Genomic DNA, 20,088 nt, shown 5'->3' with positions numbered 1-20,088 from the left:
ATTACAATTCCAGTGTCATAAAAACACTATTAGGATCATCTTTATAATCAGCAAAAGGATTACAATACTTAAATCCAAAGAGTTCATATAGTTTTTTTGCTGGATCGAAAGCTTCCATTGAACCCGTTTCCAAACTTATTCTCTTGTAACCTCTACTTTTCGCCTCTTCGATGATGTGTTGGAGCATTCGTCTTGCAACTCCTTTTCTTAAATGAGCTGAAGAAGTTCTCATTGATTTTACTTCCCCATGTAATGGGTCAAGTTCTTTTAGAGCTCCACATCCAACTAATTCATTTTGTTCCCATACACTCCAAAACGTAATTTCCGGTTTTTTTAATCCTTCAAGATTTAGAGCATGAATACTTTCTGGTGGAGATTGTTGTGTCATACTTTGAAGGTGCTCACTAATAAGCTTAGCAACTTCAATACCAGTTAAATCATCTACCTTAATTTCCACGTTATGAACACCTCTTTCTTTTAGTATTATTATACTAAATTTTCATCAAACTTCTGACTAGTTAATTTATCTAAACTCTTAATAAAATAGAATTTTATGGAAAGTATAAATATCTAGAAGGTACATTAAAAGACAAAAGAAGGAATTCAAATGAATCGTAAATTAAATATAAGTGGTTTTCAATTCTTTTGTATGATTTTTATGTTTGGGGTTGGTTCTTCTCCACCAGTTGAAATATTTGCTAGAGCTAAACAAGATGGATGGATTAGTTTATTGATTGGACTCATTGGAGCTTGTTTAATCTTTGCTGTGTATATAAAATTATATTCATTCTTTCCTGAAATCCCCTTAACTAAATATATTCAAATTATTTTAGGGAAATATGTTGGGAAAATACTTGCATTAATCTATATCTTATATTTTATTTATATTGCTGCACGAGCTTTACGTGATTTTGAGGATTTATTAACAATCACTCTTTATAATGCTTCTTCCCTAATTTCAATTGGACTAATTATGATGTTATTAATCATGTATGCAATTTCTAAAGGACTAGAAACTTTCGCTCGTTCAAGTGAATTTATTTTTATCATCATTATGTTTCTTGTTGTTATCTTTATAGGATTTGAAATCATTTCAAAATTAATAAAGATTGATAATTTAAGACCCGTTTTAGAAAACGGGTGGACACCAGTATTAAAAGCGGCTTTCCCAATTTCTTTAACCATTCCTTTTGGTGAAATCCTTACATTTACAATGATTATGCCACATTTAACAAAACAAGATTTAGCAATAAAGGTAGGAATACCTGCTTTATTATTTTCGGGTCTTATATTAACCTTATTTGCAGTTTTAAATACTGCAATATTAGGTCCTTCCGTTATTGAAAGAACAACCTACCCACTTCTAACAGCTGTTAGTTATATTAATATTGCCGATTTCATCCAAAGATTGGATACTTTCATAGTGATCATTGCTGTATGCAATGCCTTTGTAAAAATTACACTATTTTTTTATTGTGCGGTATCTGGGGCTGCTGATTTATTTAATGTAAAGAAAAGTAAACATCTAGTCTATCCTATTGGCGTTATTACCGTTGTTACTTCGTTATGGGTCGCTTCTAGTTTTCTTGAGCACCATTTAGAAGGGATCCATTTAGTACCATATTTACTACACATTCCACTTCAAATTGTTATTCCAGTTAGTTTATTACTTGTTCTCCTAATTCAAGGGAAACTAAAAAATAATAAAGAAGACTTGAATTACAATTAACGTATAAAAAGACGTAACAAAAAGGCTTCAGTTTCCACTGAGCCTTTTTGTTCTGTCAATTTGAATATTATTGAGTAACCGTAATCGTTTTAGGCGTTGTTGTTACTTTAAAACCATCTTTCGTAACAACATCTACTGTAACCGTATAAGTACCACTTGGAAGATCTTTTTCTGGTGCCCATTGTGTACTAAAAGTATGCTCATTTTCGAATGTAGACGAGTCTACAAGATTTCCTTTTGCATCTTTAATATTAATCGTCCAATCTACTCTACCATAACCAAATAGTGAAATTCTCGCAGGCTTGGATGCGCTTACACCAGTTGATGGAGAAATACCCCAAGTTACCATCGCCATACTTTGCTTATTATAGCTTTGGTCTCCCCATGTTGTCCAAGCCAAGTTTCCTGCATAATCAATAGATCTGAATACTATACCTTTTGGTTCTGTATTAACAGTTAGTTTCGTTACGCCCGGTCTAAGTTCATAAAATGTACCATTTACATAAACATCAGCAAAGTTAAAGTCAGTTGCATTATCAGTCGCATTGAATGTAATATCATATTTACCGTTGTTTGGTGTTACCTTAATATCAGAAATTTTTGGTGCAACTGAATCCACAATCATTGGCATTTTAACAGTTTGCGGTCTAGCGTTTGGATATGCTAATGTTGTTTTAATTACGTAATAGTAAGTACCATCAGGAACAAAATTTCCTTCTACGTCTTTCATATCCCATTGATATAAATTATATCCATAATCTGCATTAAACATTATATTTTTATTAAATTTCCATGGCTCACCAGTACCTGTGTATTCACTAAAGTCACCTAAATATCTAATTTGTTTTCCAGTAGAATCTTCAATAGAGACCTCGGCTTTTTCTAGATTACGTAAAACCGCCATTCCTCCAAAGATCCCTTTATCAATATAGTTAGGCGAGAAAGCAATATGGTTCATATCAAAGCCTTTCCCATTGTATCCTAATGGTGCCCCACCCTCTGTAGTATCATTCCAAAGTGCTGTATGACCTGCAAAGGAATCTTTTTCCCAAGCTGGGGCATCGATATTTCGTGGCTCATCCCATTTTCCATAGAAGCCCATATAAGGCATCGTTAAAGGTACAGCTTTATCTTGGTCTTTTGCCACTGGTACAAGACGAACATACCCTTCAACAAAACTATTTTTCTTTAATGAATCTGGTAATGATATATTAACCGTTAACATTTTTGATTGACCTGGTTTGATTTTCAGAATAGACCCTGTTTTATCTGTTATGATATTATCATTTACTGTGATCTTTGCTCCCTTAATTTGTTCACTTGATAATGTTAAATAATCTTTTGAATCTAATTGGCCATCATGATCAAAATCAAATTGCTTTGTTTCTGTCTTATCTTTTAATAAATCAACATATACATTGTATTCAATATCAGCACTATTATTTTTTCCTTTAGGTGCATCAAAAGCATCTACGTTTAATTTAAAGCTTGTATTTTGACCGATTTCCTTTAATGCTACTGAACCAGCTTGTTCCAAAGGAGCGTTTCGATTTGTCACAACAACTGGTGTATTAATAGCATTTTGAATTTGCATTAAACCAGAACCTTGAATACGTGGTGAATATGGCGCTTCATTATTTGTTCTTGGATCCATAATGACCTTAGATGTATTCATTAATGCAACTTTGGCTTTTAAAACTGTATCTTCTGAGTGTTGTAGCCCTTTTTCATAAAGTGATTGTAATACTAAAGCTGAACCACCTGCAACATGAGGCGTAGCCATCGATGTACCACTCATTACTTGATAACTATTACCAGGTATTGTTGAATAAATATTTCCACCTGGAGCCGAAATTTCTGGTTTAAAATCTAAAGTTGGCGTTGTACCCATTGATGAAAAGTAAGACATCGTATCTTTATCAGGATTATCTACCCAATAATCGCCGATATTTTTCATACTTACATATTGACCTGTAGGCATTTGGTTCATTTTATCTAATAATGCTTGGCCGATCGATTTACTTGTTGAAGCTGTCGGTGTTGCAGCTCCAGTTACTGGTAGAGTTACATAATCTGGCCAGTTTGAAGGTGGGATCATAATGATCGCCTTTGCTCCTGCAGCTTTTGCAGTAAATTGAATGCTCGAAACAGTACTATATGAATTTAAAAGTTTAACTACGGCAATGTAATTCGTTTTACCTTTTGGATAATCAGCCGCTTTTTTTCCTTCATTTACATATACCAAATCATAGTTTGTATTCGGTAATAGATTATTAGATACATTAAATGCTTGGCCATATTGAGAGTGATCTTTGAAAGGTACCGCTAGACTTCCATCAGAAATTGCATTCATATGAATTTTACTATTTTCATAGGAAGCAACTGATACTGCGTATGGACTTACTCCCGGTGATCCAACTGTTCCAATATCAGGATTTTCTGCAAATGGTTTTACTGTTGCAGGTGTTAGGAAAGCTTCTGAACTGAATGCTGAATTTCCAGCTGCTACTACAACTAGTGTACCTTTTTCTGTCGCGTTTCTGATTGCTTTTTGAATCGGATCATAATTTTCGTCTACATAACCTGCGTCACTGCCTAAGCTCATGTTGATAACATCTGCACCCATTGTAACAGCATGCTCAATCCCTGCAATAATATCATCCTCATAAGCACCGCCACCATTATCAGAGAATACTTTTTCTGCTAATAGCTGGACGCCCGGTGCAATACCAGCAACTCCACCTTTAGAATCATCACCATTTGCTCCAATTGTTCCGGAAACGTGTGTACCATGTGGACTACCTTTTGGTCCAGGAATAACATTCGTATCGTTGTCTGCCCAATCATATCCAGATGGTACTTTATCTGAATACCAAGTTTCATTTACATCTGTTGTTGTTGCTAACTGGTCAATTTTATCCTTTGTCCATTTTTCTTTCGACTTAGCTGCATCTGATAGTGTCATATCTTTGTGAGTCCAATCAATACCAGAATCGACAACTCCTACTAATAAGCCTTCTCCTTTATAGCCATATTGCTCCCAAACCTTTTGAGCTTGTACTAATTCTTTACTTGCTGCCATCGTTTCATGGAATGTTCTAGCAACTTGAACATACTTAACGCCAGGAATTGACTGGATCTCTTTTAAATTTTTATATTGTGTTTCAATACTGAATCCATTAAAACCTTCAAAGTAACGGTGCTTCAATTTAAAATCTGCTTTTGAATTAGAATTTTTTTCTTTTGAGATTTCATCAATTACATTGTCTTGCTTTTGTTTAAACATTGCTTTTTTATGCTCAGGTGTCGCTTGCTCGCTATCAGCTGGCTCATCTACCTCAACAATTAAATGCACTTCATCATCTGGTTTAAACGTATTTGCAACATTTTGATTTGTAGCTTCTTGACTGTTGCCTTCTTTATACAATGAGTTTTCTTGTGATAAATCTAAATTAGCCTTAGTAAATGTTCCCTGTTCAAAACTAACATCCGTTGAATCAGTTTGAGATGTAATGTTATCGTTATCTGCAAAAGCCAATGAAGTAAAAAGTAATGATACTAAAGCAGTAGTAGACATAACTTTAAACGCTTTAAATTTTCCGTTTTTCATAACAACTCTCCTACAATATTATTCTGTATTTATTTAAATCCACTTTGGATCTATAGATTAATAGTAATTAGAATAAGTAGCTTAAGTTTTCCTATTCATCTGTTTTTTTGTGGCTGTTAATTAAATACACTTAAATTGTACATCTGGCTTAAATGAACGTATATTGGGGGAATCCTACTTAGTTCTTTTACAAACTTTTTTATCATCTTTATACGTTTCACTTTAAGATATATGCAAAAACCGTGTTACTTTGTGGAAAAAATTATAAAATTTTGTCGTATTTTTTACTTTTTTATTGGATAAATCAAACAGAAAATTGGGAAAAATCTAACATAAAGTTCATTTTTATTATCTAAATTTCTTTAACCCTGACGAAAAACAGGAGAAATGGCCTATCTCATTGTAAATAATATACCGAAATTTATGAAACCAAATAAATAGTTTGTTATTTTATTAGATAAACTGAATATGAAACTACATTTAGCAAAACAACAATAAAAAAGAGTCATAAAAATATGACCCTTTACACGCTATATTTTTCCTAAAGAAAAGTCTTCAAACAACCGTCCGCCAAATGGATGCAAAACTTCATCAACTAATTTGATTATTCGATTTTTTTCACCATTTGTATAAAACGAATCAAAAGCATCAACAAGAATGTTTGCAAATTCTTCGTTGTATTGTCTTAATGAACGTATAATCCACTTTGAAGTACCAATCCATTTACCATTTGTTCTTAAAACGAATTCGCTTACTAGTTCGGCTAGTGTATTTGCTATAAATAATTCTTCTGCTCTATTAGAGCAACCTATAAAATCATTTAGTGTATCCGTAATAAAATATCGCTTTACTTTTATTGTTTCCTCTGACCATTTTTCTGGTCCCTTATCTAAAAGATCATTTGCTTCTTTTTTAATCTCGTTAATTACTCCTTCATCCTTTAAGATGATTCCTTCAGAAACCATCCTAGGCAATGACGGCCTAGCTCGCTCGTAATCACTTTTAAAAAATTGTTTATAAGATGATAAATTATGTACAAACACTTCTATATCCCAACCAAATGCTTTTAATGACTCTCTATATGAAGAACTAAGACTTTTATCGAAAATAACAATATCAAGATCAGATGTTTCTGTTGCCTCGCCACGGACCACGCTACCCGCTAATAATGCCCCCTGACAGTTTGGAAAATACTTATGAATAAAATGATTTGCCGCTTTAATATGGTCTATTTTATTTAAATAATCCATTTGTTATCTCCCTATTATTATTTTAGATTTATCTATTATTAAGTATAATCTATCATACTTGTAATTTTATAAATCTAGCTGTAAAAAAAGAGCACCTCCTAGAAATCAGGAATTGCTCTTCAACCCGCTAACTGAATACTCTATAGGTATTTTTCTTTTATATCTATTTTCAGATGAAAAAATACTTTACTTTCTTAAAGTCTTCAATGCACCGCTCCAAGCAACAACTTGGTCAAGCATTAAACTAACATTATTAAGATGTAGATCCGCAGGTTTAAATGTAGAGAAGTTCTCAAAATCCGTAAATAAAGACAATGTTGGATGAGTTTTCACGTCAGCAATTAATAATTCACCACAAATTCCACGTAAGTGTTCTGCTGCACGCGCACCACCAGTTGAACCATAACTTACCATTCCGGCTGCTTTGTTGTTCCAAGCTTCACGAGCAAAATCAAGTGCATTTTTTAATGCTCCTGAAATACTGTGATTGTATTCAGAAACTATAAATACAAATCCGTCCAAACTAGCAAGTTTTCCATTCCATGCTGCAATTCCAGGCTCAGTCCCATCAGTAGTTCCTAAAAACGGTAATTGGTAATCAGCAATGTCTACAATTTCATAATTTGCATCTTTTCGTTTGTCAGCGATCCCTTTTACCCACTCTCCTACTTGAGGACTTACTCGCCCTTTACGTGTGCTACCTAAGATAATCCCGATATTTAAATTTTCGTTTGACATTAGTTCTTCCTCCTTAAACTTCCTCTGAAATCTTTCAACCAATTAAAACGATTCTAGACATTCCATAATTCCCCTTTAATTTAGTTGAATAAATTTTTACCCAAAGTAACTTAAATTTCGACTAAATTTATGAATCGTACGAACGAAAAAAAATTTTTTTACTAAGTATTAGGAGAAAACAGAAATAACTATATTTATTACTAGTGATGAAATATTATCAAAAAAATAAGAAATTTTCTTGGTAAAAGGCAATTCCATGCATAATTATCTCCACAACTATATTTAATTTTTTGGATATAAAATTTTATATTTTTTTGACACCTCAATCAACTTCTGAATTTTCTCATCCGAAGGTGGTCCTTCAGGCTTTGTGAAACCTTTATGAAATGGTACAGATAGTTCTTTAACAAATTGGTCAAAACCAGATGGATAAGCAGTTACGATAAATTTGGTTTCTTCTGATTTAACTTTAAACGTATGTGGAATTCCTCGAGGAGCAAAAACATACTCTCCAGCCCTTGCTAAAATTGTATGATTTCCAATAAAAAAAGTAATTTCTCCTTCTAATACATAAAACGTTTCATCTTCTAATTCATGTACGTGAAGAGGAGGTCCACCATCTTTTATACCGTTGCAATGCAAGACGCAAAAAGCTCCGTTTGTGTCTTCACCACTCACTAATATGGAAGTAAAGTCATTTAAAAAGAAATACGTATTCTCTTCTGTAATTCCTCGGTGCATAAAACCTGCAATACCCTGTTGGTCGAAAGTCATTTTTTACCTCCGCTTTCCATATTTGCATTATTTTAAACTTAAACTTAGGCGTACTAATTAATGCTATTCATAGAAAGTTAGCTTATTCCCTCAATGCACAAAAAAAGACTAGCACCGCTAGCCTTTAGAATAATTTATTTAATTATTAGGATACAGAATCTCATCAATTATTCCATATTCTTTCGCTTCTTCTGCACTCATAAAATAATCTCGATCTGTATCCTTTGCTACTTTCTCGACTGACTGTCCTGTTCGTTCAGAGATTATTTGATTAATATGCTCACGTAATTTTAAGATTCGGCGAGCTGATATTTCGATTTCTGTTGCCTGGCCCCTTGCTCCACCTAATGGTTGGTGGATCATGATTTCACTGTTTGGAAGTGCGAAACGCTTACCCTTTGTTCCCGCTAACAATAACATTGCACCAAAGGAAGCTGCCATTCCAGTACAAATTGTTCTAACATCGGGCTTTATATATTGCATTGTGTCATAAATCGCAAATCCTGCTGAAGTCGACCCACCAGGGCTATTTATATAAAGTGAAATTTCTTTATCAGGTGCATCTGCAGCTAAAAATAATAATTGTGCAACTACACTATTTGCAACATGATCATTTATTTCATCACCGATAATAATAATTCGATCTTTTAACAAACGGGAATAAATATCATATGAACGTTCACCACGATTAGATTGTTCAATTACATAAGGAACTGTTGTCATTTAAAAAGCCTCCTTAAAAGCGTTAATTGGCTATGCAGCCATGCAGAGAGTGCTTGAAGGAGTTTGATTCCTGGATGATTTGAAATGACCAAATAGCATTTTAGGCGTTTCAATAATACGATCAAAGGAAGGAATCGCTTGAATTAAGACGGTAGGGTCTTGAACTTCTAAAGCTAAATGAAAAATTTCTTCAAGTTTCATGCGTTCTTCTTCATTCCAAAAATATTCAACAGAAAGGGATTGTTCCTCTTTGTTCGTTTTATCTAGACGCTTTTTCGCTCGATACATGCTAGATTTTATGGCTATTTCAGTCGTTCCTAAAATGTCTGCTATTTCCCTGGATTTATATTGAAATGCTTCTTTTAGAAAAAAGATAACCGCTTGTTTTGGAGTAAAATGGTTAAGTAAGAGCTCAACACTATTCATTTTATGATCAATTGGATGACTAGCTGCATATTTAGAAATCTCAAAATCAGGAGTGATTGTTTCTTCTTTTCTTTTTCGTAAAGTATCAATCCAATGATTGTAAGCAATTTTATTTAATAAAGCCGAATTCATTTTTTCCTTACTATAGTATTTTATTGCTTTAATAAAAGCTTCCTGAGCAATATCGTCCCCATCCCATTCATTCTGGGCTAGAAACCGACAATAGCGTTGCAATTTAGGATAGTAATTCTGCCAATAAAATTCATCTGTCGCTTCATCCTGTTTTTCCTTTTCTATGCTGTGAAGACTAAACTTACTAGACATTTTCTGTTCACTCCTTTATTAACACTCTCTAACCTATAAACGGAATAGAAGTATAAAAAGATACGGGGGTAAAAAGTTTTTTATTCATTTAATTTATGTAATTTAAATTAAAACTCTTCTACTAATTTTTTTCTACTTTTTATGAATTTTAACATAATTAGGATATTAACTAATAAAAAAGCGAGAACAATTGACCCTCGCTTCTAATCTATAATCTTTCACCCTACTTATTTGGTCCCATTTACTTCTTTTATTGCTCCAATTACTGAAATAACAGATCCAATTGCTTGGATCCAGCTTCCTGTTGCTACCAATAATTCAGATTCCGATTGTTTATTATTTTTTATTAGATAATCCTCATAAAAACCAAACTCTTTTTGTTTATTTTCATTTTCTAAAAGATCATGTAATGCTTCTGACCATCCTATTGCTTGCATGGTGTTTCCTATAATTTGAGTTAGGCCACCTACAATGTTTTCGGATTGACCAGGGAAAGGTTTAGTTTCAATTGCTTCTCCAATATTAACGCCTAAACCTAACGCTTGTAACAGGTTACCTGCAACGAATAATTTGTAGGATGCTTCTTTTGGAATTTCAAAAACCAGCCCTGACGTAATAGTAATATTCCCACTTGCTGTTATTTCTTTTCCAACTGCTCTAAGTACAGTACCCTCTGCTTCAGCATCAATCCCATTTCCAGTAGCCTGCAATACATTTCCTATTAGAGATAACTCATCACGAACACTACTTTTTATGTAGTTGGATGGTGTAGAACCGATTGCAGCTGTTATTGTTCCAATAGATACGATTACAGATCCTACTACTGCTTTTGACTCACCTCCCAAATCAACCACCAACCTGCTAAAAGGAACCTTTATCGTAGTATTATGAATAAAAGACCGATTGTGTGCCTAATTATTGAAACTAGTTTTCTTGTAAGTCTCTTCATCTATAAAGATTAAAAATAATATTAAATCTAACGATTTTCCCTAAAAAAAGTTAAACCACGGTAGCAGACAAAGCTTTCTTACTAATAAGCTTAAAAAAATCGGTAACGACATTTGTCGTCACCGATTTTACGCTAAACTAATATTCAATTACTCTAATCCAAGATCAGTTAAAACATCATCTAAAGTTTTACCTTTAAACTTTTTCACTGCCTTAGGTGAGTTATCATTCCACGGATTTCGCATAGAGTAGTTATCGATTACAAACTGCATATCTTTCTCATCAACTACGCCATCATAGTTAATATCCGCATCGCGCTTATTAGTCCCCCAATAAGCTTCGATGTAAAGAGCATCTTTCACATCGATTACATTGTTTTTATCTACATCTCCACCAGGGATATAGCTATAATCAACTGGTTTAGATCCGGCAGTCACTTTACCGTCTTCTTTTATACCAACTGTAAAGTCTTTTTTGAATGTAAAGTGACCTGGTACGTCAATTGATAAAGTAAATGGTTTATCTGTAATTGGTAATCTACTTGTGAAACCTTGAGGTGCAGTTTCACTATGACAAACAATGTTCATGCACAATCATTGTCTAAGGTGGAACAAGTGTTATCAGCACTTACACCGGCTCAACGTGAAGCTATCAAACAATTAAAAGTTAGTGACAAAGAAGGGCTTCAAGTGTCGCCGGATTTAGATTTAACAAGCTACGCACCAACTTCAGTCATTGTCGAATTTAAGGACAAGCCAGCACAAACAGCAGTAATGGTAGCAGAAACTGAAGGGACATCTCTTTCTGAAGGAGATGCACAAGCTAAAGTAGATGCTTCACATGACACATTTAATCTAGATTTAAAAACAATATAAATCGGATTAAATACGCTAGTTACAAGACCTGTTGTTATCGCAAGGGTCGTAACATTTTTTTTCATTTTCTTTTTCATCTTCCCCATCTTCCTCTCTCTCTTTATAGCTTCATTATAATGAGATTTGACAGGATTTTATTTTTCGTAAATTTTATCAAATATAAATTTAAAATGCGGTGGGGACAAGCCCTAACTCTTTTTTATTAATAAATCAATTCTAAACATAAATACATAATTTCTCTTTAAGAAACCATCCTATTGTCAGGAGGTGGTCATATGACGGAACCATTACAACCAGGGAATAAAAAACTTCCTGATTTTAATGAATTAAACGATCGGATTATTGCCGAGCATGGTACAACAGGACCGACATTGGTGATTAAAACGAATTTAGATCCAAAAGATTCTACTGTAGATAATCCTTACTACCGAAACCAAACACATACACCTAAAAAACCATTTAAAAATTATTTCGAAGAGTAATATAGAGATGAGCTCGGCTTAGACCGGCTCATTTTTCTTTTTATATAAACTCTTAAGTGAATGATTTTTGAACTTACGAACATACTAAGAAAAATATGGAATTTTCTATAGAAAATTATTTATACTTTTTACTGAACTAGGAGGAATAGGATTTTGAGTCCAACAAAAAGTATGCTATCGGTTTTTGCCTTAGGTGGAATAAATGAAATTGGAAAAAATATGTATGCTATTCAATATTTAAATGAAATCATCTTAATTGATTGTGGTTCAAAATTTCCAGACGAAAGTTTATTAGGTGTTGACTTGATCATTCCAGATATTACTTATCTCAAGGAAAATCAAGAAAAGATTAAAGGCTTACTAGTTACTCATGGCCATGAAGACCATATTGGTGGCATTCCTTATTTATTAAAACAATTAAATATACCAGTTTACGCATCAAAACTAACACTTGGATTGATTGAACTTAAGTTAGAAGAGCATGGCTTACTTAGAGAAACCGAGTTAATTTTAATAAACTCCGATTCTACTATTAAATTTAATCATTTTTCTATTTCTTTTTTTAAAACAAATCATAGTATTCCTGATTGCTTAGGGATCGTATTTGAAACGCCTGAAGGAACAGTAGTACATACTGGTGATTTTAAATTTGATTTAACGCCTGTTAATAATCAATATCCAGATATTCATAAAATGGCTGAAATAGGTAGTAAAGGCGTTTTATTACTTTTATCTGAGAGCACGAACGCTGAACGGCCAGGTTCAACACCATCGGAACGAATTGTTGGAGAGCATATAGTAGATGCTTTTATGAAGGCAAAACAGAGAGTGATTATTTCAACATTTGCCTCGAATGTTCACCGTGTCCAACAAATTGTTGATGCTTCTATTCTAACTAATCGAAAATTAGCGCTACTTGGTAGAAGTATGGTGAATGTTGTTCAAGTCGCAATGGAGCAAGGATATTTAACCATTCCTGAGGGGATGTTGATTGATACTGATCAAATAAATAGTTTTGCACCTGAATCAGTTACAATTTTATGTACAGGTAGTCAGGGAGAACCACTTGCAGCTCTAGCTCGATTAGCTAGTTCTAGCTTTAGAGGCGTTGATATTTATCCGGGAGATACAGTTATTTTAGCTGCCTCTCCAATACCTGGTAATGAACGAAATGTCTCCCGAATTATTGATAATTTTTATAATCTTGGAGCAATTGTTATCTACGGTTCTGGTAGTTCGACTGGTATGCACGTCTCTGGTCATGCTTATCAAGAAGAACTTAAGCTCATGCTTACATTAATGAAGCCAAAGTATTTTATTCCAATTCATGGTGAGAACAGAATGCTTCATCATCATCGTTCTCTTGCTGAATCTGTTGGTGTAAAGCGAAATAATATTTTTATTATTAAAAATGGTGATGTAGTAGATATTTTACAATCAGAAGCAATTCAAAGTCGTAGAATTCCAGCAGGAAACATCTATGTCGATGGCATGGGTATAGGTGATGTTGGTAATATCGTACTTAGAGATCGAAAACAGCTTGCTGAAGATGGAATGGTTGTAATTGTTATTACAATTAGCAAGACGGAAAAGAAGATTATCTCTGGTCCTGATACAATCTCAAGAGGATTTGTCTATGCTCGTGACTCTGAAAGTTTATTGAAGGAAGTAAACCAAATCGTTACATCTTCAGTAAATGAATTACTTGATGAAAACAAGCTCCAATGGGGAGTTATGAAGCAAAATATTAAAAAGTCTCTTGGACAATTTTTATTTACAAAAACGAAGAGAAAACCGATGATTTTACCAATCATCATTGAAATATAAAAATAAAAAACTCCCTGTTCAATCTAAATAGGGAGTTTTTACATTGATTCGTTTTCTTTAATTTTTGAAATCAAGTCATTTAAAGAATCGTTTTCTTGATCAAAATAATCTCTCATAGGACAAGGACTATTTTCTAAACGATTTAGTACAAACGGGATTGTAAAAGTTTCCATTTTTAATTCATCATTTACCTCATCCCAAAATAGAGGTGTTGCAACTGTAGGTCTTTCTTTTCCTCTTGTAGAATATGGGCAAATAATTGTTTTTCCTTTTGCGTGCTGTACATAATCAATATAAAGACGATTCCCTCGATTTTTTTTAAATCTTTCAATCGTAAAATCATCTGGAAATTTTTCAATTAAATAATGTGCAATAAAAGATGTAAATACTCTTGTATCATCATAAGTTAGAGAATTTTCTTTAATTGGAATGTGGATTTGAATTCCTTTACTTCCAGACACTTTTGGATAGCTCTTTATTTGAAAAGAATCAAAGATTAATTTCATTTCTAATGCGGCTTTTATAGCTAAAGTAAATGCATCTGCATTAGGTGGATCCAAATCAAATACGATTTCAATCGGGTTGTTTGCATCATATGTTTGAAAAGGAATATGGTATTCAATAGCTAATTGATTTCCTAACCATAGCAATGTTGATAAATCATTACAAATAATAAAATTATTCCCCTCATGTTCTTCGGTTTTAATAAAACTCGGAGCATAATCTGGACGATTTTTTTGAAAAAAAGATTCACCCTCTATTCCATTTGGAAAACGAATCGTTGTTAATAAACGATTTTTTAGAAATGGAAGCATATAAGTGGATATTTGAGCTAAATACGAAACATAGCTTTCCTTATTTATAAATGGATCCTTCCATATTACTTTTTCAGGACTAGTCAGGGTTAATTCTTCTTCCAAAATAAGATTACCCAATAGTAAACCATCCAAAGTACATTCATTCCATACATGCTCTAATTGAAATGATTTAAATTTTGCATTTGTTATTTGGTTGTTCTCTATACTTTGAAACTCAAGTTCAACACAGATCCCAGGATCAACAAATTTTATATTACCTTTTTTGGTTTTTTTATTTGCTTCGATTGCTTTAATCAAAATCTCCTTCTCTTCCTCGTTAAGTCCATTTGAGAAGAACCCCATTTGTAAAATATCATTTTCTTTTTTAAGTCCCACTAAAAAGGTCTGTTCTTTTAAATTAAATCCTAAAATAAAGAAAACCCCTGTATAAATTTTATTCCTTTTTTGAAAAAAGTAATGATTCATATCTTACTTCCCCTAATCTGTTAGAGTGCATTCTTTAGGATCTTTTTCGATAAAAGCTTGGATACTTGGTTGTCTTAATGAATGACCTTCAGTCCATTCAATGAATTGAACTTTAACAGTTAACAATGGTTGAATCCACTGGATTTCCTTTATTCTTTTTGGTTGGCTACTGAATGGATTGTTTTCTATTTTTATCGTATTAATGACTGTAGTAAGGTCTTTCCATTCTGATTTCGTTAATTTTCCTGTTCCAACATGTCCAATAAACACGAGTTCATTGTTTTCGTCATATAGTCCGACTAAAATAGAATTAACGATTCCAGAACGATACGTTACCCCTCCGATTACAGCAATAACATCCTTATAATTTTTTACTTTTTGCCACGCATTGTGCTTTCCATTGATCAAGTATTTACTTTTTAAATTTTTACATACGATACCTTCTAAATTATGTTGTTTTGCAACTTCAAATAAGGCAACTCCATCATTATTATTTGGAACTAACTGAATTTGTTTATTTGGTTGAATTGCTTCTAATAATAAATTTTGTCTCTGCTCAAGAGTTAATTGCGTAACCCATTCTCCATTGTAAAAAAGAATGTCAAAAATCATATAAAAAATAGGTACAGCTTCTATAGCTGAATCAATCCGATCCATACGCCTAATTCCATCCCTACGCATTACCTCATGAAACGATGGATTGCCATTTTGATCGAGAGAGATAACCTCCCCGTCTAAAATGATTGACCTAGCAGTCGAATAGGATTTAATATTTGTTAGCTCTGGAAAAATAGTTGTACGATCATTCAATTTGCGGTTAAATAATTTAACTTCTTTCCCATCAAAATAGGTTAGAATTCTAACACCGTCCCATTTAATTTGCGAAATCCACTCAGGACCAGTGGGTACAATATCTGCAGAAACAGGCTCAAAAGGAAAAATTGGATCTAGCTCCATACTACCTCCTATTTAACTCGTTGCTTTTTTAGGCGCTCTTGTTTTAGGCTTTTTCGGAGGTGTTGTTGGTCCTTTTGTTCGATCAATACTCGCTTGTAATGCAGACATTAAATCAACAACATTTTTTTGTTCTGCCGGTTTCTCCTGCCCTGTCGCGATATAATCATTTTTATTAACCTTTTCCGAAATTAATTGCTCTAAAGCTGTGCGATATGTATCAGTATAATTTTCTGGATTAAATGTGGTTGTTAATTGTTCAACTAACATCATGCCAGCCTGTAATTCACGCTCCGCCAATCCAGCCTTTTCAGGAACACCACCTGGTAAATTTTCAATTGCTCTAATCTCATCTGGAAAATGTAATGTTTCAAGAATAATCGCGTTCTTATATGGTCGAATAGCAGCTAAACGCTGTTTACTTCGAATTGTAATTTTTGCAAGACCGATTTTCTTACTTTTCTTCAATATTTCCGAAAGTAAAGCATAGGCCTTTGTTCCACCAGAATCTGGACCGATATAATATGTTCGATCAAAATACACTGGATCAATTTCTGCAAGTTTGACAAAATCAATGATTGATACAGTTTTTAGTTCAAATTCTTCTTTTAATTTATTCATTTCCTCTTCTGTTATTTCCACAACTCTACCATTTGGTGTTTCAAATACTTTAATAATTTCCTCGGGAGTAACTTCATCGTCACAACTAGCAACCTTTTTATAGGAAATGGGTGTTTTACAATCTTTATGATATTGTCTAAACTTTATATCCTTATCCTCAACTGCTGAAAACAACTTTACAGGGATTGTAACTAATCCCATGCTGATTGTACCCTTCCAAACTGTATGCATATCCTCACTACCTTTTTTATTTTTATGATTAGCTTTTGTTAAATGAATGGGTTTAATTCAATTGCTTTTATCGTTATCACCATTAGAATAAAAAACACCGGTAAAAGAAGACTAAAAATGTTAATCAACATATAAGTCTTAAATGGAGGATTTTATGAAAAACTCAAACGATCTACAAAAAATCAATAAAGAATTTCATTATATGCCGATCACATCGATATCAAGTGGAAATGGGTTTGAATTAGCGAATGATTTATACTATGAAACAAATCAAATTGTGAATTTTTGTCTTTACGGTAATCCTAATTTATCAAGTGATTGGGTATTAATTGATGCTGGTATGCCAAAATCATTTGATCATATTATGGATTTAGTTAAAAACCGATTTGGTGAAAAACACAATTTAAAAGCAATCATACTTACTCATGGACATTTTGATCATATTGGGGCAATCTTTGACTTAATAAAGGAATTCACTATACCTGTTTATGCGCATGAAAAAGAATTGCCATATTTAACAGGGGAAAAGAATTACCCAGAACCTGATGGAACAGTTGAAGGTGGATTGATTGCAAAGTTATCTCCATTGTTTCCAAACGAAGGCATTAATTTAGGAGAATATATTCATGTTCTCCCAGCAGATGGTTCGGTACCTGAAATGCCAAATTGGCAATGGATTCACACCCCAGGTCATTCTCCTGGACATATTTCACTTTTTAGAGAGGATGATCAATTACTGATTGCTGGAGATGCATTTGTAAATGTTAAACAAGACTCAATTTACAATGTTCTAACTCAACATAGAGAAATAAATGGTCCTCCTAGATATTTGACGACAGATTGGAAGGCAGCATTGGATTCTGTAAAAAAACTGCAGGCTCTACACCCTAAAAAAGCAATAACAGGGCACGGCTTTCCATTCCTAGAAGACGATTTAAATGAACAATTAGACTACTTAGTTAAAAACTTCGACACAATCGCCAAACCTGATTATGGAAGGTATGTTTAATCATACGTTACTTAGAGGTAAAAAAAACTCCCTACTTTTGTAAGGAGTTTTTTCAATTTAATTATTTAAATCATATAAACCCGGGCTATGTTCATTTGGCATTTCAGGAAATTCTGGAACAGGAAAACCTTTCGGAGGTTCAGTTACGTTTAAATCTCCACCATTTCTACTTGGTGTTTTACCTTTAAATATTTCTCCCATAAGTGTTTCATCAAGTCTAAAATTGAACTGAGCATTATGATATCCCATTTCTACAAATTTTCTACATTCTGGATATTTATTTATATCATAATTCGGAACAGGGAATAATTTCCCCCAATTTACACCTAAAGTTTCCAATGCCTTTGCAAAAGCATTTTGATGTGCATTGTCACGTACAATTAGGAATCCCAGCGTCTCTCTTAATGTTTGATTGGAACTCATTTCATAAATTCTTGTTTTTTGTAAAACCCCTGTTGATTCAAGTATTAAATTATTTAGTAAATCACTAACTAAATTTCCATGGCTATATACCCACGACCCATTCCATGGATTACCTCCTGCGTCTACTGGAAGAGAAGCTTGTGCCCCCATAATAAAGTGGTGGGGGTTGGCATGTTTTATTGCTTCATCTAATGGTGCGTCATCAGTTCCAAAATTACCGACACCAGGTGCACCTGAATCATTTAGCAACTGGTTAATTGTATTTTGAACGAGCTCTACATGACTTATTTCCTCCAGAAAAACTCCTCGAATTAAATCTTTGTATTGCTTAGCCTTTCCTCTAAAATTTGAACTCTGGAAAAAATATTGCATCATAGTTCGCATTTCCCCGAATTGGCCACCTAACGCTTCTTGTAAAACTTTTGCAGCAGCAGGATCTGGTTTATCTGGCTTTATCATATTGATTAATTCTTCTTTGTAATAATACATTGATAATTCCTCTATTCTTCGATTTGTTTTAATTGGAATTAGCTGTTTTTTGTATCTTGTTTCGGCTTAATAAATTTAATCGACAAAATAAGTCCAAGCACTGCTAAAATAATGGAAAAATACAACATATAATTATCTGGTTTATTCATCATATAGGCAAAAACAGGCGGGCCCGCAGCTACCCCAACGAACCGCAAAGAACTATAAAGAGAAGTAATAGTCCCTCTTTGCTCCTTCTCAATTCCTTCTGTTATTAAAGCATCTAAACTTGGTAACGACATTCCGATTCCAATCCCACTAATCAATAAACTCGTTATAATCATATAAATATCTTTGTTGATAATCGGCATGACAAAAGAAACACTTATTAAGATAAATCCGAAAACAATGCATTTTTTCATTGCACCTTTGTTATTTCCAATTTTTTTACCTGTCTTATAAGATGTGTATGATAATGCAGCAAGTGGAATCGCTAACACACATCCTTTCCATATGCCAATGATGTGATAACGCTTTTCTAATATTTTTGATAAATAAAAAAGCATACCAAATAAAATGAACATGATAATTGCGCCTAGTATGAATATGGTATAAAGCCATTTCCCATTATTTCGAAATATTTTCTTAATTGATTTGATAAACAGTTTAAACTTTCTCTTTCTTTTATCTTTTCTTTTTGCTCTCATAGGTTGTTTAGGGGGTTTAACAAAAATTAAAATTAAAATAATTGATAGTAAGCAAAGGAACGGTATTGATAAAAATGGTAAATACCATACAACCGCTGCTAATGCTGAACCCAGTATTGGACTTAGTACCTTACCAAATGTATTCGATGTTTCAACTAAGCCTAATCCTTTACTAACTTCATTTTCATCTTTAAACATATCTCCCACACACGGAATAACAACAGGCATTGCCCCAGCAGAACCAATCCCCTGTATGATTCTCCCAACAATTAACCACGCGTAAGGATTTTCTAATTTCCAACAAACAAAGCCGGCTAAAGCCCCTCCAATTCCCGCAATAATTAAACTTGGAATAATTACTTTTTTTCTTCCAAATAAATCCGACAAATAACCTGCTATAGGGATAAGAATGATTGCAAAAACTGAATAAACAGTTATAATCATCGAAACTTTTAGGCCTGATATATTTAATTGTTGTTCTAATTTAGGAAGTACGGGAATCAACATTGAATTACCTAAAGTCATGACAAGAGGTACTGTAGATAGCGCCCATAAACTCCGCTTTTGCTTTTTATCCATATAACCTCCGCGTTTTTTGTAACTAAAAACAATCACAATCTTTATATTTCCCAAGAATCGCTTTTGGTTGAATTGTAATTTTTACTAATTAGGTAAAAATGGGGGCA

At 33.3% G+C, this 20,088-nt stretch carries 19 protein-coding genes; 5 read left to right on the top strand and 14 right to left on the bottom strand.

The genetic code is table 11. From position 1 onward, the window contains the following. Nucleotide 1 precedes the first annotated feature (1 nt). On the bottom strand, nt 2-457 hold the full coding sequence (locus RAH41_RS17260; protein ID WP_331224223.1) for a GNAT family N-acetyltransferase: 456 nt from the start codon (nt 455-457) through the stop codon (nt 2-4). A 150-nt stretch (nt 458-607) separates the two neighbouring features. On the opposite strand from RAH41_RS17260, the gene RAH41_RS17255 reads away from it, so the two are divergent. Next, the gene (locus RAH41_RS17255; protein WP_331224221.1) at nt 608-1,729 is read left to right on the top strand and encodes an endospore germination permease; all 1,122 of its coding nucleotides are present in this window, start codon (nt 608-610) and stop codon (nt 1,727-1,729) included. A 67-nt stretch (nt 1,730-1,796) separates the two neighbouring features. Here the strand turns inward: RAH41_RS17255 and RAH41_RS17250 are convergent, their stop codons facing one another. From RAH41_RS17250 to RAH41_RS17215, 8 genes are all read right to left on the bottom strand, one after another. Continuing rightward, nucleotides 1,797-5,339: a S8 family serine peptidase gene (locus RAH41_RS17250; RefSeq protein ID WP_331224219.1), complete on the bottom strand. Its 3,543-nt coding sequence runs from the start codon at nt 5,337-5,339 to the stop codon at nt 1,797-1,799. A 530-nt stretch (nt 5,340-5,869) separates the two neighbouring features. After that, the gene (locus RAH41_RS17245; RefSeq protein ID WP_331224217.1) at nt 5,870-6,589 is read right to left on the bottom strand and encodes a nucleotidyltransferase domain-containing protein; all 720 of its coding nucleotides are present in this window, start codon (nt 6,587-6,589) and stop codon (nt 5,870-5,872) included. Between the two features lie 186 nt (nt 6,590-6,775). Further along, on the bottom strand, nt 6,776-7,327 hold the full coding sequence (locus RAH41_RS17240) for an NADPH-dependent FMN reductase (protein ID WP_331224214.1): 552 nt from the start codon (nt 7,325-7,327) through the stop codon (nt 6,776-6,778). 282 nt (nt 7,328-7,609) lie between these two features. Continuing rightward, entirely contained in the window at nt 7,610-8,101 is a 492-nt protein-coding gene (locus RAH41_RS17235) for a quercetin 2,3-dioxygenase (RefSeq protein WP_331224213.1), read from the bottom strand. 138 nt (nt 8,102-8,239) lie between these two features. Further along, nucleotides 8,240-8,824 carry an ATP-dependent Clp endopeptidase proteolytic subunit ClpP gene (clpP, locus tag RAH41_RS17230; RefSeq protein ID WP_331224211.1) on the bottom strand — a complete coding sequence of 195 codons (585 nt, stop codon included), beginning with the start codon at nt 8,822-8,824 and terminating at the stop codon, nt 8,240-8,242. A gap of 30 nt (nt 8,825-8,854) precedes the next feature. Then, on the bottom strand, nt 8,855-9,574 hold the full coding sequence (locus RAH41_RS17225; protein WP_331224209.1) for a sigma-70 family RNA polymerase sigma factor: 720 nt from the start codon (nt 9,572-9,574) through the stop codon (nt 8,855-8,857). A gap of 227 nt (nt 9,575-9,801) precedes the next feature. Beyond that, nucleotides 9,802-10,419 (bottom strand): DUF6944 family repetitive protein, encoded by a 618-nt coding sequence (locus RAH41_RS17220; protein WP_331224207.1) that lies wholly within the window; start codon nt 10,417-10,419, stop codon nt 9,802-9,804. Between the two features lie 252 nt (nt 10,420-10,671). After that, complete coding sequence (locus RAH41_RS17215) at nt 10,672-11,109, bottom strand: dockerin type I domain-containing protein (RefSeq protein ID WP_331224205.1); 438 nt, start codon at nt 11,107-11,109, stop codon at nt 10,672-10,674. On the opposite strand from RAH41_RS17215, the gene RAH41_RS17210 reads away from it, so the two are divergent. From RAH41_RS17210 to RAH41_RS17200, 3 genes are all read left to right on the top strand, one after another. After that, nucleotides 11,092-11,397, top strand: a complete 306-nt coding sequence (locus RAH41_RS17210; protein WP_331224203.1) for a hypothetical protein — start codon at nt 11,092-11,094, stop codon at nt 11,395-11,397. The genes RAH41_RS17215 and RAH41_RS17210 overlap by 18 nt on opposite strands. 275 nt (nt 11,398-11,672) lie before the next feature. Continuing rightward, the gene (locus RAH41_RS17205; protein ID WP_331224202.1) at nt 11,673-11,879 is read left to right on the top strand and encodes a hypothetical protein; all 207 of its coding nucleotides are present in this window, start codon (nt 11,673-11,675) and stop codon (nt 11,877-11,879) included. 171 nt (nt 11,880-12,050) lie between these two features. Beyond that, nucleotides 12,051-13,706, top strand: a complete 1,656-nt coding sequence (locus RAH41_RS17200; protein WP_419471624.1) for a ribonuclease J — start codon at nt 12,051-12,053, stop codon at nt 13,704-13,706. 38 nt (nt 13,707-13,744) lie between these two features. Here RAH41_RS17200 and ligD (RAH41_RS17195) read toward each other — a convergent pair whose 3' ends face one another. From ligD (RAH41_RS17195) to RAH41_RS17185, 3 genes are read right to left on the bottom strand one after another with little or no spacing between them, the layout of a single operon-like run. Continuing rightward, complete coding sequence (gene ligD / locus RAH41_RS17195; RefSeq protein ID WP_331224200.1) at nt 13,745-14,989, bottom strand: DNA ligase D; 1,245 nt, start codon at nt 14,987-14,989, stop codon at nt 13,745-13,747. 12 nt (nt 14,990-15,001) lie between these two features. After that, the gene (gene ligD, locus RAH41_RS17190; protein ID WP_331224199.1) at nt 15,002-15,946 is read right to left on the bottom strand and encodes a non-homologous end-joining DNA ligase; all 945 of its coding nucleotides are present in this window, start codon (nt 15,944-15,946) and stop codon (nt 15,002-15,004) included. A gap of 12 nt (nt 15,947-15,958) precedes the next feature. Then, nucleotides 15,959-16,795 (bottom strand): Ku protein, encoded by an 837-nt coding sequence (locus tag RAH41_RS17185; RefSeq protein WP_331224198.1) that lies wholly within the window; start codon nt 16,793-16,795, stop codon nt 15,959-15,961. Nucleotides 16,796-16,949: 154 nt separating this feature from the next. On the opposite strand from RAH41_RS17185, the gene RAH41_RS17180 reads away from it, so the two are divergent. Beyond that, nucleotides 16,950-17,804, top strand: coding sequence for an MBL fold metallo-hydrolase (locus tag RAH41_RS17180; RefSeq protein WP_331224196.1), 855 nt, complete (start codon nt 16,950-16,952; stop codon nt 17,802-17,804). A gap of 57 nt (nt 17,805-17,861) precedes the next feature. Here RAH41_RS17180 and RAH41_RS17175 read toward each other — a convergent pair whose 3' ends face one another. Then, nucleotides 17,862-18,716: a manganese catalase family protein gene (locus tag RAH41_RS17175; RefSeq protein ID WP_331224194.1), complete on the bottom strand. Its 855-nt coding sequence runs from the start codon at nt 18,714-18,716 to the stop codon at nt 17,862-17,864. 38 nt (nt 18,717-18,754) lie between these two features. Beyond that, the gene (locus RAH41_RS17170) at nt 18,755-19,981 is read right to left on the bottom strand and encodes an MFS transporter (RefSeq protein ID WP_331224192.1); all 1,227 of its coding nucleotides are present in this window, start codon (nt 19,979-19,981) and stop codon (nt 18,755-18,757) included. Between the last annotated feature and the right edge of the window lie 107 nt (nt 19,982-20,088).

It is taken from the genome of Gottfriedia acidiceleris (genome assembly GCF_036421055.1).
GTDB lineage: Bacteria > Bacillota > Bacilli > Bacillales > Bacillaceae_G > Gottfriedia > Gottfriedia acidiceleris_C.
This window is presented reverse-complemented; position numbering and strand designations above follow the sequence as displayed.